The 15,694-nt window shown below is 71.5% G+C and carries 12 protein-coding genes; 9 read left to right on the top strand and 3 right to left on the bottom strand.

Translation table 11 applies throughout. The features are described from left to right. Window position 1 precedes the first annotated feature (1 nt). A complete protein-coding gene (locus ACMA1D_RS02435; RefSeq protein ID WP_414722166.1) occupies window positions 2-721 on the bottom strand; it encodes a maleylpyruvate isomerase family mycothiol-dependent enzyme in 720 nt (239 codons plus the stop codon). 181 nt (window positions 722-902) lie between these two features. Between ACMA1D_RS02435 and uvrA the strand changes: the two genes are divergently transcribed. Continuing rightward, window positions 903-3,935 carry an excinuclease ABC subunit UvrA gene (gene uvrA, locus ACMA1D_RS02430; protein WP_414722165.1) on the top strand — a complete coding sequence of 1,011 codons (3,033 nt, stop codon included), beginning with the start codon at window positions 903-905 and terminating at the stop codon, window positions 3,933-3,935. A gap of 279 nt (window positions 3,936-4,214) precedes the next feature. On the opposite strand, the gene ACMA1D_RS02425 is transcribed toward uvrA, so the two are convergent. Beyond that, a complete protein-coding gene (locus ACMA1D_RS02425; RefSeq protein ID WP_414722164.1) occupies window positions 4,215-5,156 on the bottom strand; it encodes a carbohydrate kinase family protein in 942 nt (313 codons plus the stop codon). Window positions 5,157-5,634: 478 nt separating this feature from the next. On the opposite strand from ACMA1D_RS02425, the gene ACMA1D_RS02420 reads away from it, so the two are divergent. Continuing rightward, window positions 5,635-6,057 (top strand): Rieske (2Fe-2S) protein, encoded by a 423-nt coding sequence (locus ACMA1D_RS02420; RefSeq protein ID WP_414722163.1) that lies wholly within the window; start codon window positions 5,635-5,637, stop codon window positions 6,055-6,057. A 217-nt stretch (window positions 6,058-6,274) separates the two neighbouring features. Continuing rightward, the gene (locus tag ACMA1D_RS02415) at window positions 6,275-6,706 is read left to right on the top strand and encodes a protein-tyrosine phosphatase family protein (RefSeq protein ID WP_414722162.1); all 432 of its coding nucleotides are present in this window, start codon (window positions 6,275-6,277) and stop codon (window positions 6,704-6,706) included. A 369-nt stretch (window positions 6,707-7,075) separates the two neighbouring features. Here ACMA1D_RS02415 and ACMA1D_RS02410 read toward each other — a convergent pair whose 3' ends face one another. Continuing rightward, window positions 7,076-8,020: a hypothetical protein gene (locus ACMA1D_RS02410; protein WP_414722161.1), complete on the bottom strand. Its 945-nt coding sequence runs from the start codon at window positions 8,018-8,020 to the stop codon at window positions 7,076-7,078. A 269-nt stretch (window positions 8,021-8,289) separates the two neighbouring features. On the opposite strand from ACMA1D_RS02410, the gene ACMA1D_RS02405 reads away from it, so the two are divergent. From ACMA1D_RS02405 to whiA, 6 genes are all read left to right on the top strand, one after another. Further along, the gene (locus tag ACMA1D_RS02405; protein WP_414722160.1) at window positions 8,290-8,913 is read left to right on the top strand and encodes a papain-like cysteine protease family protein; all 624 of its coding nucleotides are present in this window, start codon (window positions 8,290-8,292) and stop codon (window positions 8,911-8,913) included. Between the two features lie 4 nt (window positions 8,914-8,917). After that, window positions 8,918-9,880 carry a hypothetical protein gene (locus ACMA1D_RS02400; RefSeq protein WP_414722159.1) on the top strand — a complete coding sequence of 321 codons (963 nt, stop codon included), beginning with the start codon at window positions 8,918-8,920 and terminating at the stop codon, window positions 9,878-9,880. Between the two features lie 605 nt (window positions 9,881-10,485). Further along, a complete protein-coding gene (uvrC, locus tag ACMA1D_RS02395; RefSeq protein WP_414722158.1) occupies window positions 10,486-12,699 on the top strand; it encodes an excinuclease ABC subunit UvrC in 2,214 nt (737 codons plus the stop codon). A gap of 26 nt (window positions 12,700-12,725) precedes the next feature. Continuing rightward, window positions 12,726-13,625, top strand: a complete 900-nt coding sequence (gene rapZ, locus ACMA1D_RS02390) for an RNase adapter RapZ (RefSeq protein ID WP_414722157.1) — start codon at window positions 12,726-12,728, stop codon at window positions 13,623-13,625. Continuing rightward, window positions 13,622-14,668: a gluconeogenesis factor YvcK family protein gene (locus ACMA1D_RS02385; RefSeq protein WP_414722156.1), complete on the top strand. Its 1,047-nt coding sequence runs from the start codon at window positions 13,622-13,624 to the stop codon at window positions 14,666-14,668. Before rapZ ends, ACMA1D_RS02385 begins: the two co-directional genes overlap by 4 nt. Continuing rightward, entirely contained in the window at window positions 14,659-15,657 is a 999-nt protein-coding gene (gene whiA, locus ACMA1D_RS02380) for a DNA-binding protein WhiA (protein ID WP_414722155.1), read from the top strand. The genes ACMA1D_RS02385 and whiA overlap by 10 nt, the downstream gene beginning before the upstream one ends. Window positions 15,658-15,694 lie beyond the last annotated feature (37 nt).

Below are 15,694 nucleotides of genomic sequence, written 5' to 3'. Positions count from 1 at the left end.
CTCAGCCTAGTGGCGGGAGGGTGGGCAGCGGGGTGCCGTCGGCGGAGGTGAGGCCGGCGCCGTCGGTGCGCCCGGTGAGCCAACCAAGGAGCGCGACGGGCGTACCCTCGACGGTGGTGGCCTGCTCCGCCGGGCGTCCGGTCTGCCAGACACGCCCATCCGGAGTGGTGAGCGCCAGCGCGGGCACGTCGGCGTGGCCGGCGAACTTGCCCGATGCGAGGAACTCCACCTCCCGCTCGACGAAGTCGGCGGGGAGATCGTCGAGCTCATAGCCGATGTCCAGGTCGACGTGGTGCAACTCGACCTCGATCAGGCGGCGGAAGGGAAGACGGGCGGCTCGTTCGGTGACGCCGTTGCGCATGGCGACCTCGAAGTCCCAACGGTCCTTGGGGAGGGCCGCGGTCGCCGAGTTGAAACGGAACGCGCTGGTGCGCAGATCGTCGAGGTGGACCACGAACGGGCGGTCCGCGTCGCGGGCGATGTCGGCGTTGCGAGCGTCGTCGCTCGCGTACATCAGCGTCTCCTCCCCGGTGCGCGCCCAGGTCAGGAGGTTCACGATGGCGTCAGCGTTGCGCGAGATGTGGGCGAGGACGTGGCCGCGGGTCCAGCCGGGAAGCCGTGACGGACGACTGGCCGCCGCGTCGTCCAGCGAGGTCACCGCGGTGAGCAGGCGGTCGGTTGCTGCTTGTACGGCAGCCGAGTCGTGCGCGAAGTCAGTCATGATCCAACGGTAATCCGCGCCACTCGATCGGGTGAAGGAGGCCGGCTATCTCCGGTATTCGAATGTACGTGCTATAGGCTCGTGTGTGGCATCGCACCACATCCTCTTCGGGGCGTCCCTCATACCCTGGGTTCCGGGGCATCGCTCCGCTCCGCCTCTCTCAAGAAAGGTGCCGACCGGCGTGGCCGACCGTCTCATCGTCCGTGGCGCTCGCGAGCACAATCTCAAGAATGTCTCGCTCGACCTCCCGCGTGACTCCCTCATCGTTTTCACCGGGCTCTCGGGGTCGGGCAAGTCGTCTCTCGCGTTCGACACGATCTTCGCCGAGGGGCAGCGCCGGTACGTCGAGTCGCTCTCCTCCTACGCACGGCAGTTCCTGGGCCAGATGGACAAGCCCGACGTCGACTTCATCGAAGGGCTCTCCCCGGCCGTCTCCATCGACCAGAAGTCCACCTCGCGCAATCCCCGGTCCACGGTCGGCACGATCACGGAGGTCTATGACTACCTCCGGTTGCTGTTCGCCAGGATCGGCAAGCCGCACTGCCCCGAGTGCGGGCGCCCCATCGCCCGCCAGTCGCCGCAGGCGATCGTGGACCGGGTGCTGGAGCTGCCCACGGGCAGCCGGTTCCAGGTCCTCTCTCCGCTGGTGCGCGAGCGGAAGGGGGAGTTCGTCGACCTCTTCTCCGACCTCCAGACCAAGGGCTACAGCCGTGCCCGGGTGGACGGCGAGACGGTGCAGCTCTCGGAGCCGCCGAAGCTCAAGAAGCAGGAGAAGCACACCATCGAGGTGGTGGTGGACCGCCTCACCGTCAAGGACAGCGCCAAGCGGCGGCTGACCGACTCGGTGGAGACCGCGCTCGGGCTCTCCGGCGGCATGGTCATCCTCGACTTCGTGGACCTCGACGAGGACGACCCGCAGCGGGAGCGGATGTTCTCGGAGCACCTGTACTGCCCGTACGACGACCTGTCCTTCGAAGAGCTCGAACCGCGCTCGTTCTCCTTCAACTCGCCCTTCGGTGCCTGCCCGGAGTGCACGGGCATCGGCACCCGGATGGAGGTCGACCCGGAGCTGATCGTCCCGGACGAGGAGAAGTCCCTGGACGAGGGGGCCATCCACCCCTGGTCCCACGGGCACACCAAGGACTACTTCGCGCGGCTGGTCGGCGCGCTCGCCGACGCCCTGGGCTTCCGTACGGACATCCCCTGGGCTGGGCTGCCCCAGCGGGCCAAGAAGGCCCTGCTCAACGGGCACCGGACGCAGATCGAGGTGCGGTACCGCAACCGGTACGGCCGGGAGCGCGCCTACACCACGGCCTTCGAGGGCGCCGTGCCGTTCGTGAAGCGGCGCCACTCCGAGGCGGAGAGCGACGCGAGCCGCGAGCGCTTCGAGGGGTACATGCGTGAGGTGCCGTGCCCGACGTGTGAGGGCACGCGGCTCAAGCCCGTGGTGCTGGCGGTGACGATCCAGAGCCGGTCCATCGCCGAGATCTCGGCGATGTCGATCAGCGAGTGCGCCGAGTTCCTGCGGGCGCTGAAGCTGAGCGCCCGCGAGAAGACGATCGCCGAGCGGGTCCTGAAGGAGGTCAACGAGCGGCTCCGCTTCCTGGTGGACGTGGGCCTGGACTACCTCTCCCTGAACCGGGCCGCCGGCACCCTCTCCGGCGGCGAGGCCCAGCGCATCCGGCTGGCGACCCAGATCGGCTCCGGCCTGGTCGGTGTGTTGTACGTGCTGGACGAGCCGTCGATCGGCCTGCACCAGCGGGACAACCACCGGCTGATCGAAACCCTGGTACGGCTGCGTGACCTGGGTAACACCCTGATCGTGGTGGAGCACGACGAGGACACGATCAAGACCTCGGACTGGGTGGTGGACATCGGCCCGGGCGCCGGCGAGCACGGCGGCAAGGTCGTGCACAGCGGCCCGCTGGCCGAGCTGCTCAGCAACGAGGCGTCGATGACCGGCCAGTACCTCGCGGGCAAGAAGGCCATCCCCACGCCGGACCTGCGGCGACCGGTGGACCGCAAGCGGCAGTTGACCGTGCACGGCGCGCGGGAGAACAACCTGCGGGACATCGACGTGTCGTTCCCGCTCGGCGTGCTCACCGCGGTCACGGGCGTCTCGGGGTCGGGCAAGTCGACACTGGTCAACGACATCCTGTACACGCACCTGGCGCGTGAGCTCAACGGCGCGCGGTCGGTGCCCGGCCGGCACACGCGGGTCGACGGCGACGACCTCGTCGACAAGGTCGTGCACGTGGACCAGTCGCCGATCGGTCGGACGCCGCGCTCCAACCCGGCGACGTACACCGGAGTCTTCGACCACGTCCGCAAGCTGTTCGCGGAGACGATGGAAGCCAAGGTGCGGGGCTACCTGCCGGGCCGGTTCTCGTTCAACGTCAAGGGCGGCCGGTGCGAGAACTGCTCCGGTGACGGCACGATCAAGATCGAGATGAACTTCCTGCCCGATGTGTACGTGCCGTGCGAGGTCTGCCACGGCGCCCGGTACAACCGGGAGACGCTGGAGGTCCACTACAAGGGCAAGTCCATCGCCGAGGTGCTGGACATGCCGATCGAGGAGGCCCTCGACTTCTTCGAGGCCGTGCCCGCCATCGCCCGGCACCTCAAGACGCTCAACGAGGTCGGCCTGGGGTACGTGCGACTCGGGCAGTCGGCGCCGACGCTCTCCGGCGGCGAGGCCCAACGCGTCAAGCTCTCCAGCGAGTTGCAGAAGCGGTCCACGGGGCGCACGGTCTACGTCCTGGACGAGCCGACCACGGGCCTGCACTTCGAGGACATCAGCAAACTGATCAAGGTGCTGTCGGGCCTGGTGGACAAGGGCAACACCGTCATCGTCATCGAGCACAACCTCGATGTGATCAAGACGGCCGACTGGGTGGTCGACATGGGCCCCGAGGGCGGTAGCGGCGGCGGTCTGGTGGTCGCTGAGGGCACGCCGGAAGACGTGGCCTCGGTGCCGACGAGCCATACCGGCAAGTTCCTCCGGGACCTGCTCGGCGACCGGGTCAGCGATGTCGACGCGCCGGCCACGCGGAAGCGGGCTGCCAAGAAGGCGGCGCCGAAGAAGGCCGCGGCTGCTGGGACGGCGGCTGCTGGGACGGCGACGGCCGGGGCCAGGAAGGCCAGCGCGGCGAAGAAGGCCACGGCGAAGTCGACGGCCGCGAAGAAGACGGCGACGAAGCGGACCGCGCGGTAAGGCGGTTCGTGCGGGGACGCGGTCCCTGCGCCAGCGGTAGGAGGAGCAGCGGCGCGCGCATGGCCTGGCGGATCGGGCCGGCCTAGGGCGAGGGCCATGCGCGCGGCAGACGGCAGCCGTTCCACCCCAACTGCCGTGCTGGACAGGGAGGTTGAGGGGCAGCGCAGAGCGGCCCGAGCAGGGTGCCCGAGCGCTGGGCGGGGTGGAGCGAGTGGTCGGCGCGCAGGGGGAAGAGAGGGGAAGGGCGGGGCGCGGCCGATGGGGTCGGGTGGGTGTGGGTCAGGCGAGTTCGGTGGCGAAGGGGGGTTCAGCGCCGGTGCGGGAGCAGGTCAGGGCGGATGCGCGAGCGGCGAAGGACAGGATGTCCCGCCAGACGTCGGGAGCCAGGTCGGTCAGCGCGGCTGCGGAGAGCGCGTCGTGCTCCGCGAGACGGTGGAGTAGCGCGGCGTTGACGGTGTCGCCGGCGCCGATGGTGTCGACGACGTCCACGGCAACGGCGGGTACGTGGAGTTCGATACCCGCCCGGGTGTAGACGGTGAGTCCGTCTGCGCCGTGGGTGAGCACGACGGCGGACGGGCCGGAAGCGGCCCAGGTCCGGGCCGCGTGGGCGGTGTCGGACGAGCCGGTCAGCCAGGACGCGTCCTCCGCGGACAGCTTGAGGAGGTTGAGGTGCGGCAGCCAGCGATGGAATCGGGCCCGGTAGGCGGCAGGGTCGGCGATCAGACCGGGTCGGACATTGGGATCGAGGGCGGTGAACACCCCGCGTGCCGCCTCGCGTTGCAGCAACTGCTCATAGGCGGTGGCTCCCGGTTCGAGGACCAGTGAGCACGTTCCCAGGGAGAGTGCCGTCGTTCCCGGGGGCAGTGCGTCAGGGAGTTGGAAGAGCCGGTCGGCGGTGCCATCGACGTAGAACACGTAGCCGGCCGAACCGTCCGCGTTGATCTCGGCCACGGCCAGGGTGGTCGGTTCCGGGCCTCGCTGTACCGGGGCGGTGTCCACGCCGGCGGCGTGGAGCCCGTCGATGAGGGCGGTACCGAATCCGTCGTTGGAGATCCGGGAGCAGAACGTGGTCGGCGAGCCCAGGCGGCCCAGCGCCAACGCGGTGTTGTACGGGCCGCCGCCTCGGCGGGGGGCCAGTGCCGGCAACTGCGCACCCGTCGCAGCGGAGGTGGGGCCGTGGGGGACGAGGTCGATCAGGGCTTCGCCGGCGACGACGATCACAGGAGATCCTTTCGGTGGCCGCTCTGAGCATGGGCGCCCATGCCCGCGAGGACGAGCGTAGGGGAGCGGCCCCGGTACGCGCGGCTGGTGGGGGCGCTGGTGGTGGCGACCGGGGCGCCGTGCGGTGGTCGTGCCGTACGGGGCGGCCGGGCTGGTGTCCTCCGCCGGGCGGCGCGCTGGGTGATGCGTGGGCTGGGTGATCCGGGTGCGGGCCGCCGAGGGAGAGCCTGATGAGAGCAGACGGGGCCTGCGGGAGCGGGGTGAGGTGGATGGGCGCGTGTTCGACGGGGAGGGCGAGCCGTCGATAGGGAGGGCGGGCCGTTGGCGGCAGCCGCGTCCGGTGGGGGAGGGGATGGGCCTGAACCACCGTGGTGTGCCAGCGCGCGTGCCTGCTCATGCCGGCGCTGGCCTGGGCGGATGGCCAGGTATCGTCGGCGATGATTCCTGATCCCTTCCCCGTGCCCCTGTGGAGTGCCCCATGAGTTGCCAGCCCGCGAGCCGTCGGACCGTGTTGCGAGGAGCGGCGCTGGCTGGCGCCGCGGGGGTCGGCGTCGCCGCGTGCTCGCCGGGGGAGAAGCGTCCGGGGCCGGCCACTCCGACGGCGCCGGTGGAGTTGGGCGCGCCGGAGGAGGTGCCGGTGGGGGAGGCCAAGCTGTACCGGAATGACCGGCTGATGGTCATGCAGCCGGCGCAGGGACAGTTCAAGGCGTTCAGCGCGGTGTGTACGCACGGCGGATGCGTCCTCAGCAAGATCGTGGATGGCGAGGCCCGCTGCGGTTGCCACGGCAGCAGGTTCGACCCGGCGACGGGCAAGGTCATCGACGGGCCGGCGAACGCGCCGCTGCCCGCGGTGCCGGTGCGCGTGGAGGGCGGAAAGCTGGTGGCGGGGCCCAAGGCGTAGTGCCGGCTGCTCGTATCGGGGCCGTCGCGTGGTGCGGGCTGGCGTGGGGGTTGGGGCAGGGGCCGGTGGGGTTTGCCTAGGGCTGGAGCGGCGCGTGTTGTGGGGGAGCGGTGACACCGAGGCGCACCGAGGTGCCGCGGGGAGCCGAAGTGCCACATGGTGAACTGAACATGGCTGGCGCGGTACGCGGTGGCGATGGCGGGGTTACGCTCACGTCGTGAGTGGTGCGTGGGAGTCAGCAGCGAAGGGTGTGTTCCGTCTGCCGTCGGGGCGGCTGGTGCGGGGGCGCGGGTTGCGCCGCCCGTTGCCCGCCGGCCAGCGGCCGGAGTTCGGGCTGTACCTCCAGGGGCGCAGGCCGCCGCAGACGGAGTGGGAGGCCCGGTGGGTCCGGTGGCCGGACTTCTGGCTGCCCACGGACCGCGTGGACTTCGCCGCGTCGCTGCGGGAGGCGTGGCGGCGGGCGGAGACCGAGCGTGTCGAGGTCGCTTGCGGCGGTGGGGTGGGGCGGACCGGCACGGCGCTGGCCTGCCTCGCGATCCTGGACGGCGTACCGAGCGGCGAGGCCGTGGCGTACGTACGGCGGCACTATGCGCCCCGGGCCGTGGAGACGCCCTGGCAAGCCCGGTTCGTGGCGCGCTTCAAGCCGTGAGTCGGCAGCCGCACGTGACCGGACCTATTGGCAGCTTGGCCGATTGGTCGGTGGCGGGCCCCGGCGCTGCCACAATCTCTTTGGATTGCAGTGGAGTTCGTACCTGGCTGTAGGTGTGAGGGGCGAAGCTATTTCTCTGCGGCGTCGATTGGTGTCAGCGCATCCACGAGTACGTGAAGAGGCGCTGTACCCGTGAGCTGGGTGAAGGTGCGGGGCTGGGCCAACTTCCTTCCCCGGCGCTGACTTTGAGCTGGTTCAGGTCGGGTGGGCCGGGTTGGGTCAGGTCGGGTTGAGCCACGCCCTGCTCCGCGCAGGCGGCCCTCACGAACCCCAGCCCCCCCCTCACGCCCCCCACGAACCCCAGCCTCCTCACGTCCAGTCCCACCCGATGCCCAAGATGCCGGGCCGGACGCCCTGCTCCGTGAGGTGGACCGAGCGGTGTTGGCCGCTGAGGGTGAGTTCGCTTTCCGCGCTGCGGGCCGCGCCGGCGGAGCCCTGGGCGAAGCGGTGGCAGCGTACGGGGAGCGCGGTGGGATGGAACTGCACCTGAAGGACGTACTGACCGCCCGCGAACGGAAAACCGCGTACGTATTCCGTGCTTTGACCGCCCGTGCCGTCTTCAAGGGCGTAACTGAACATTTGCGTATCGCCGGTGCGGAGTTTCACGTCGAAGAGGAGTTCGGTGACGAGGACGCCCGTACCGGAGTGCCAACGGCGTCTGCCGACGCGGCAGTTGTCGGTCGCGTGCACCCGTACCCGGGCGGGTTCGCAGCCGGGGTCGCCCTGGTGGATGGCGAGGTAGCGGTTGACGCCGTCGCGGTGGGCGCGGACCACGTGCTGGGAGTCGCGGGCGGACAGCTCCCGCCGCGCCCCGATGTGGATGCGCTCCAGGTGACAGACGGTGTGCAGGCCGCCGTCGATGGGGGAGTCGAGTTCGGCGATCAGCAGGGCCACGGCTTCGGACTGTTCGTGCAGCGTGCGGTACGAGCGGGAAGTGGGGCGGTCGGCCTGCGGCCCGAGCGGCGGTTCGAGGAGGCGGATCAGCGCGTGCGGCGGGAGTTCCAGCACCTCCTCCAGGGCTCGTACGGCACGGAGTGACTCGGCGCGGCGGGGTGTCCGCGCGCCCTGCTGCCAGTAGCTGAGGCTGGTGACGCCGACCTTGACGCCGCGCTGGGCCAGGCGGTGCTGCACCCGGTGCAGGGCCAGGCCGCGGGCGGCGAGCGCGGACCGCAGGGCTAGGTGGAAGGGGCCGCTGCGTAGCGCGCGGGCCAATTCGGCCTCCGCCCCGTCCCACCGTGCGGCCGTCTGTCGCATCGCATGCCTCCTCTGGGCCGTGACGGGCCAGAAATTCACACACCGACGCCGTACGTGAACATTCACGATCGGAATCGACCGCTTCGGCGTTCTGTGTGCAGATATCCAGCCGTGCGGCTCGCGGGCATTCACAGGTCACGCCGACTGTTCACGTCGCGTATCAGCACGCATTGAAGCGCGTTGACTGAGCTCAGACAACACCTGATGCTCCTCGCAGCGTCCGGACGCGCTCCCCCATCCCGCACCACCCACCCGTGGGAGGAACGCCCATGCCCCACCTTTCCGCCCTGCGGCGGCGCCGTGCACGCCGCCCGCTTTCCAGACGGCTTTCGGCCGTCGCGCTCGCCTCGGTCGCACTGCTGGCGGCCCCGACCGTTTCGGTCTCCGCTGCGGAGGCCGCCCCGCGCGTCCAGGCCGCCAACGTGCTCGACGTGACCATGCAGGCGCAGCAGAAGAGCAACTGGTGTTGGGCCGCTTCCGGCAACACCATCGCCACCTGGATGGGCAGGAATTACAGCCAAAACCAGTTCTGCAACGCGGCGTTCAATCGTCAACAGGGCTTCGACTGCCCCAACAATCAGGCTACTCTGGGTAACGTTCAGAATGCACTGCGTTGGGCGGGTATCCGGCCGGGCTCGTACGTCGACGGCTGGTTGCAGTACGGCACGGTGCAGAACGAGATCAACGCGAGGCGCCCCATTGAGACCCGTATCCAGTGGTCCTCTGGCGGAGGGCACATGCACGTCATCTACGGCTACGACAACTCCAACGGCTTTGTGTACTGGGGTGATCCGTGGCCCAGCAACAACCGCTACAACTGGGCGACGCACAACTGGTACATAAACAACAACCAGCACCGGTGGACCCACTCGCTCTACCAGATCGGAGCGTGAGGTCATGACCACCACACACGCGCCCCGCTCGTCCGCCCGGCCGCGCTCGCGCGGCGTGACCGGGTCGGCCGCCCGCTCCGTGGCGGGCGCCGCCACCGCGTTCGCCGCCGTCGCCGTGCTGGTCGGTGGCGCCCCGTCGGCCGCGGCTGCCGAGGCCCCGGCCGCGCCGAAGGCGCCGACCGCCGCGGCGGTCGACGCCGCCCGCGACGCCGCCACCGCCCCGAGCACCCGCGACCACCTCGCGCGCTTCTTCGCCAGGGACGGCGCCGGTGCACCGGCGGGCGACCTGGCCCCGGCGGGCGGCAGCCGTGCGGCGCAACCGCGCATCGAGGGGGCGACCGTGCCCGTCTACACCCTCGCGCCGGGCTTCGTCGCCGACGGCAAGGGCGCCGGCCGTGCGCCCATCGCCACGCTGGACTTCATGGCCAGCAAGGCGGTGTCGGCGGACGGCCAGGTCGCCTCGGTGTGGACCGCGAACACGGGCGACTCCTGGAAAGTGGTCAACATCGCGACCGGCGGCGACGAGACGTACTACGCGGCCAAGGGCGCCAAGGCGCTGGCGGGCGGCACCGTCTTCCGTGAGCCGCAGATCGACGCCTGGTACGTGCAGCGCGGGAACAAGGTGCTGCCGCTCGACACCGACGCCGTACGGGCCGTCGGCGCCCGCGGCACCACCGTGGACGCCTACCGCGAGCGCGTCCACCGGGCGTATGCCGACAAGCTGCCCGGCTCCCGCTACGACAAGAAGGGCCTCGCGGGCGGCTTCGGCCCAGGCGGCGACGGGCCCGCGCCCGCCCCGGAGCGCGCGCGGGTCGCCCCTGGTGCGCCGGACACCGTGCGTCAGGGCGCCACGGCCGCCGCGGGCGACGAGGGCCTGCTGACGGCGACGTCGGCACTGACCGCGCTGGCCGCGCTCGTCGCGCTCGGCCTGTCCGGCACGATGGCCCTGCGGCTCCGGCGCCGCTGATCGCCCGGCGGACGCCGCAGCCGGTGGGCGGCGTACGCGCGCCGGGTACGGGCCTGCGCGATCTGGGCGGCACCGGCCGATGCACGGCCAGTTCTGGCAGCAGTGGCAGTACTGGCCGGACGGTTCGTACTGGTCACGCGGTTCGTACGGGTCGTACTCGGCGTACTGGTCGGCCCGGCCGCAACGGGGCGTACGGGGTCTACCGTGCACGCCGTAGGGCGCCGGGTCGCGCCGCACCGATGCCGTTCGGTGCGGCGCCCCCCCCCCCCCCCCCCGGCGCAGTCGCGACCGGGGAGGTGTGCGGTCCCCGTCCCCGGCCCGGAGCCGGCCGCCGTCGTGGCCGCTCCGGCCGTCGGCGGCGGGCCCCGTCGCTGGTCAGCGCCGAGGGGCGAGGGGCGAGGGGCGCCGCCGGCCGGCCGCACGCCGGGCCCGCCGGCCGGCCCATGGCACGGTTCGGTGCCGGCGGTGGTGCGCAAGTGTGCGTGGACCGTGCCCCGTCCGTGCCCGCCCAGCCCCGCCCGCGGGGTTCCGCCGCCGCCCGGCGCGCCACGTGCCCGCGGCGCACCGCGGCCGGACTGTCACACCCCGCCAGTAGGGTGGTGACCATGGCCGACCCCAGCAGTTACCGCCCCAAGCCGGGACAGATCCCCGACTCGCCGGGGGTCTACAAGTTCCGGGATCAGCACGCGCGCGTGATCTACGTGGGCAAGGCGAAGAGCCTGCGCCCGCGGCTCTCCTCGTACTTCCAGGACCTGGCGAACCTCCACCCGCGGACCCGCACCATGGTCACCACGGCCGCGTCCGTGGAGTGGACCGTGGTCTCCACCGAGGTGGAGGCGCTCCAGTTGGAGTACGCGTGGATCAAGGAGTTCGACCCCAGGTTCAACGTCAAGTACCGCGACGACAAGAGCTACCCGTCGCTGGCCGTCACGTTGAACGAGGAGTACCCCCGGGTCCAGGTGATGCGCGGCCCCAAGCGCAAGGGCGTCCGCTACTTCGGCCCGTACGGCCACGCCTGGGCGATCCGCGAGACCGTGGACCTGATGCTGCGCGTCTTCCCCGTCCGGACCTGCTCCGCCGGGGTGTTCAAGCGCTCGGCCCAGATCGGCAGGCCCTGTCTGCTCGGGTACATCGGCAAGTGCTCGGCCCCGTGCGTGGGCCGGGTCAGCGCCGATGAACACCGGGCGCTGGCCGAGGAGTTCTGTGACTTCATGGCCGGCCGCACCGGCGCCTACATCCGCCGCCTCGAAGCGCGGATGCGCGAGGCGTCCGAGGAGATGGAGTACGAGAAGGCGGCCCGGCTGCGGGACGACGTCGAGGCGCTCAAGCGCGCCATGGAGAAGAACGCCGTCGTCCTCACCGATGCGACCGACGCCGACCTGATCGCGGTCGCGGAGGACGAGTTGGAGGCCGCGGTACAGATCTTCCACGTGCGCGGCGGGCGCGTGCGCGGTCAGCGCGGCTGGGTCACCGACAAGGTCGAGGCCGTGGACACGGCCGGCCTGGTCGCCCACGCGCTCCAGCAGTTGTACGGCGAGGAGCGCGGCGACGCGGTGCCCAAGGAAGTGCTGGTGCCGGTGCTCCCCGAGGAGACCGAGGCGATCAACCAGTGGCTGACCGACCGTCGCGGTGCGAACGTGTCGCTGCGCATACCCCAGCGCGGCGACAAGAAGGACCTGATGGCCACCGTGGCCAGGAACGCCCAGCAGGCCCTGGTGCTGCACAAGACCAAGCGCGCGTCCGACCTGACCACCCGCTCCAAGGCGCTGGAGGAGATCGCCGAGGCGCTGGACCTGGAGGCCGCGCCGCTGCGCGTCGAGTGCTTCGACATCTCCCACCTCCAGGGCGATGACGTGGTCGCCTCCATGGTGGTCTTCGAGGACGGCCTGCCGCGCAAGAGCGAGTACCGCCGCTTCCAGATCAAGTCCTTCGCCGGCCAGGACGACGTCCGTTCCATGCACGAGGTGATCAGCCGCCGCTTCCGGCGCTACCTCCAGGACGTGCAGAAGAGCGGCGAGTGGGACCTGGCTGATGGCGATGGCCGGTCGGCGGGCGTGGCGGACGAGCCGCCCGCCGGTGGCGTGGGCGGTACGGGCCTGACCGGCCCGGATCAGCTCGGTCCGGATCAGCTCGGTCCGGATCAGCTCGGTCCGGGGCAGCCCGGCACGGGCCCGCTCGCTGCGGAGCCCGCGGAGGAGACGCGGGGCGCCGATGGGCCGGACGCCGCGGCGGAGACGAAGGGCGCCGACGGGCCGCGCGAGGAGGACGGCCGGCCGCGCCGCTTCGCCTACCCGCCGCAGCTCGTGGTGGTCGACGGCGGACAGCCGCAGGTCGCCGCGGCCCAGCGGGCCCTGGACGAGCTCGGCATCGACGACGTGGCCGTCTGCGGTCTCGCCAAGCGGCTCGAAGAGGTCTGGCTGCCGGGCGAGGACGATCCGGTGGTGCTGCCGCGCAGCAGCGAGGGCCTGTACCTGTTGCAGCGGGTGCGTGACGAGGCGCACCGGTTCGCCATCACGTACCAGCGCAGCAAGCGCGCGGCGAGCTTCAAGGCCGGCCCGCTGGACGCGGTCGCCGGGCTCGGGGACACCCGCAAGCGCGCCCTGCTCAAGCACTTCGGCTCGCTCAAACGGCTACGCACGGCGACCGTCGAACAACTCTGCGAGGTGCCCGGCATCGGCCGCAAGACGGCCGAGACCGTCGCCGCGGCCCTCGCCCAGGCGGCGCCGGCCGCCCCGGCGGTGAACACCGCCACAGGAGAGATCATTGAAGATGACGCCGCGACCACGGCGGCATCGTCGGAGACGGGGGACACACGGTGAACGCGATTGATGGAGATGAAGCGCAGATGAGTACGGGCACCCCGGGCGAGGCGGCGGACGCGTCGGCCATCCCCGAGCTGGTGATCATCTCTGGCATGTCAGGCGCCGGGCGCAGCACGGCCGCCAAGTGTCTGGAGGACCTCGGCTGGTTCGTGGTGGACAACCTGCCGCCCGCCCTGATCCCCACCATGGTGGACCTGGGCGCGCGCTCGCAGGGCAACGTGGCCCGGATCGCCGTCGTCGTCGACGTGCGTGGCCGCCGCTTCTTCGACAACCTCCGCGAGTCCCTGGCCGACCTGGAGGCCAAGCACGTCAAGCGGCGGGTGCTCTTCCTCGAAGCCTCCGACGACGCGCTCGTGCGCCGCTTCGAGTCGGTGCGCCGCCCGCACCCGCTCCAGGGCGACGGCCGCATCGTGGACGGCATCGCCGCCGAGCGCGACCTGCTGCGGGAGCTGCGCGGCGACGCCGACCTGGTGATCGACACCTCCAGCCTCAACGTGCACGAACTGCGGGCCAAGATGGACGCCCAGTTCGCCGGCGACGAGGAGCCGGAGCTGCGGGCCACGGTCATGTCCTTCGGCTACAAGTACGGCCTGCCGGTCGACGCCGACCTGGTGGTGGACTGCCGCTTCCTGCCCAATCCACACTGGGTGCCCGAGCTACGCCCCTTCACCGGGGTCAACGAGGAGGTATCCGGTTATGTCTTCAACCAGCCGGGCGCCAAGGAGTTCCTTGACCGCTACACGGAACTGCTCCAGTTGATCGCCGCCGGGTACCGCCGCGAGGGCAAGCGGTACGTGACCATCGCCGTCGGCTGCACCGGCGGCAAGCACCGCAGCGTGGCCATGTCGGAGAAGCTGGCGACCCGGCTGGCGGCCGAGGGAGTGGAGACCGTGCTCGTGCACCGGGACATGGGGCGCGAGTGACGATCCGCTCCCGGAGGTTCCGCCGACTCGTCGGAGCCCGTACCCAGCAACGTGCACAGCCCAAGGTCGTCGCGCTCGGCGGCGGCCGGGGGCTGTCGGCGTCGCTCGCGGCGCTGCGGCGCATCACCGGCGACCTCACCGCCGTCGTCACGGTCGCGGACGACGGCGGCTCCAGCGGACGGCTGCGGGACGAGCTCGGCGTCCTGCCCCCCGGTGACCTGCGCAAGGCGCTGGCCGCACTGTGCGGCGACGACGACTGGGGACAGACCTGGGCCCGGGTGATCCAGCACCGGTTCGCCAGCGAGGGCGAGCTGCACGGCCACGCCGTCGGCAACCTGCTCATCGTCGCCCTCTGGGAGCAGCTCGGCGATCACGTCAAGGCCCTGGAATGGGTCGGCAGGCTGCTCGGTGCGCACGGCCGGGTGCTGCCCATGTCGGCCGTGCCGCTGGAGCTCCAGGCCCTGGTCAGGGGCCACGACCCGGAGCGGCCCGAGGAGATCAGCACCGTCCGCGGGCAGGCCACCGTCGCCCTCACGCCGGGCGAGGTGCAGTCGGTGCACCTGGTCCCGCACGACCCGCCGGCCGTGCCCGAGGCGGTCGCCGCCGTGCTCGACGCCGACTGGGTGGTGCTCGGCCCCGGCTCCTGGTTCTCGTCGGTGATACCGCACCTGCTGGTGCCGGAACTGCTGGAAGCGCTGATCGAGACGAAGGCGCGCCGCGTCCTCTCGTTGAACCTTGCACCACAGCCCGGCGAAACCGAAGGGTTCTCTCCGCAGCGTCATTTGGAGGTTTTGGCCCGACACGCCCCTAAACTCGCCCTGGACGTGGTGCTGGCCGACGAGGCCGCCGTGCTCGATCGGGACACCCTCCGCGAGGCCGCGGCGCGGCTCGGCGGCACGGTCGAGCTGGCGCCGGTGGCCGCGCCTGGAAGTTGCCCCCAGCTCGATGCCGGGGGCGGCTCGGCCAGGCACGACCCCGAGCTGTTGGCCGCCGCGTATGACCGTATTTTTCGGATGCATGGAAGGATCGGCCCATGGCGATGACGGCTGCGGTGAAGGATGAGATTTCCCGGCTTCCCGTCACCCGGACCTGCTGCCGGAAAGCGGAGGTCTCCTCCATCCTGCGGTTCGCTGGCGGGCTGCACCTGGTCAGCGGGCGCATTGTGATCGAGGCCGAGCTCGATACCGGCATTGCGGCCCGCCGGCTGCGCAAGGACGTCCTGGAGATCTTCGGACACGCCTCCGACCTGGTGGTGATGGCCCCCGGCGGGCTGCGCAGGGGCAGCAGGTACGTGGTGCGGGTGGTGGCGGGTGGCGATCAGCTCGCCCGGCAGACCGGGCTGGTCGACGGCCGCGGCCGACCGATCCGCGGCCTGCCCCCGCAGGTGGTCTCCGGCGCGACCTGCGATGCGGAGGCGGCCTGGCGCGGCGCCTTCCTCGCCCACGGATCGCTCACCGAGCCCGGCCGCTCCTCCTCCCTTGAGGTGACGTGTCCAGGGCCTGAGGCGGCCCTCGCGCTGGTCGGCGCGGCCCGCCGGCTCCAGATCGCGGCCAAGGCGCGCGAGGTGCGCGGCGTCGACCGGGTCGTCGTCCGGGACGGGGACGCCATCGGCGCGCTGTTGACCCGGCTGGGCGCGCACGAGTCGGTGCTCGCCTGGGAGGAGCGCCGGATGCGGCGCGAGGTGCGGGCCACCGCCAACCGGCTGGCCAACTTCGACGACGCCAACCTGCGCCGCTCGGCCCGGGCCGCGGTCGCCGCCGGCGCCCGCGTGCAGCGCGCCCTGGAGATCCTGGGCGAAGAGGTGCCCGAGCACCTGGCCGCAGCGGGGCGGCTGCGGATGGAGCACAAGCAGGCGTCCCTGGAGGAGCTGGGCGCGCTCGCCGACCCGCCGCTCACCAAGGACGCGGTGGCCGGCCGGATCAGACGGCTGCTGGCCATGGCCGACAAGCGCGCCCAGGACCTGGGCATCCCGGGGACCGAATCCAACCTCGCCGACCTCGGTGAGGAGATGGCCGAGGGCGTCGTCGGCTGACCCGGGTGGGAGGGACCGGCCCGGCGCGGGCGAGCGG

It is taken from the genome of Streptomyces sp. 796.1, assembly GCF_047525675.1.
Classification (GTDB): Bacteria; Actinomycetota; Actinomycetes; order Streptomycetales; family Streptomycetaceae; genus Streptomyces.
Note: the sequence above shows the minus strand (reverse complement) of the source record. Positions and strands in the feature narration are given on the sequence as shown.

Excerpts from the sequence above, each read along its gene's own strand:
- ACMA1D_RS02400 (WP_414722159.1), top strand. The coding sequence starts at position 8,918 with ATGACCACCACACACGCGCCCCGCTCGTCCGCCCGGCCGCGCTCGCGC.
- ACMA1D_RS02410 (WP_414722161.1), bottom strand. The coding sequence starts at position 8,020 with ATGCGACAGACGGCCGCACGGTGGGACGGGGCGGAGGCCGAATTGGCC.
- whiA (WP_414722155.1), top strand. The coding sequence starts at position 14,659 with ATGGCGATGACGGCTGCGGTGAAGGATGAGATTTCCCGGCTTCCCGTC.
- ACMA1D_RS02405 (WP_414722160.1), top strand. The coding sequence starts at position 8,290 with ATGCCCCACCTTTCCGCCCTGCGGCGGCGCCGTGCACGCCGCCCGCTT.
- uvrC (WP_414722158.1), top strand. The coding sequence starts at position 10,486 with ATGGCCGACCCCAGCAGTTACCGCCCCAAGCCGGGACAGATCCCCGAC.
- ACMA1D_RS02435 (WP_414722166.1), bottom strand. The coding sequence starts at position 721 with ATGACTGACTTCGCGCACGACTCGGCTGCCGTACAAGCAGCAACCGAC.
- ACMA1D_RS02420 (WP_414722163.1), top strand. The coding sequence starts at position 5,635 with ATGAGTTGCCAGCCCGCGAGCCGTCGGACCGTGTTGCGAGGAGCGGCG.
- rapZ (WP_414722157.1), top strand. The coding sequence starts at position 12,726 with ATGAGTACGGGCACCCCGGGCGAGGCGGCGGACGCGTCGGCCATCCCC.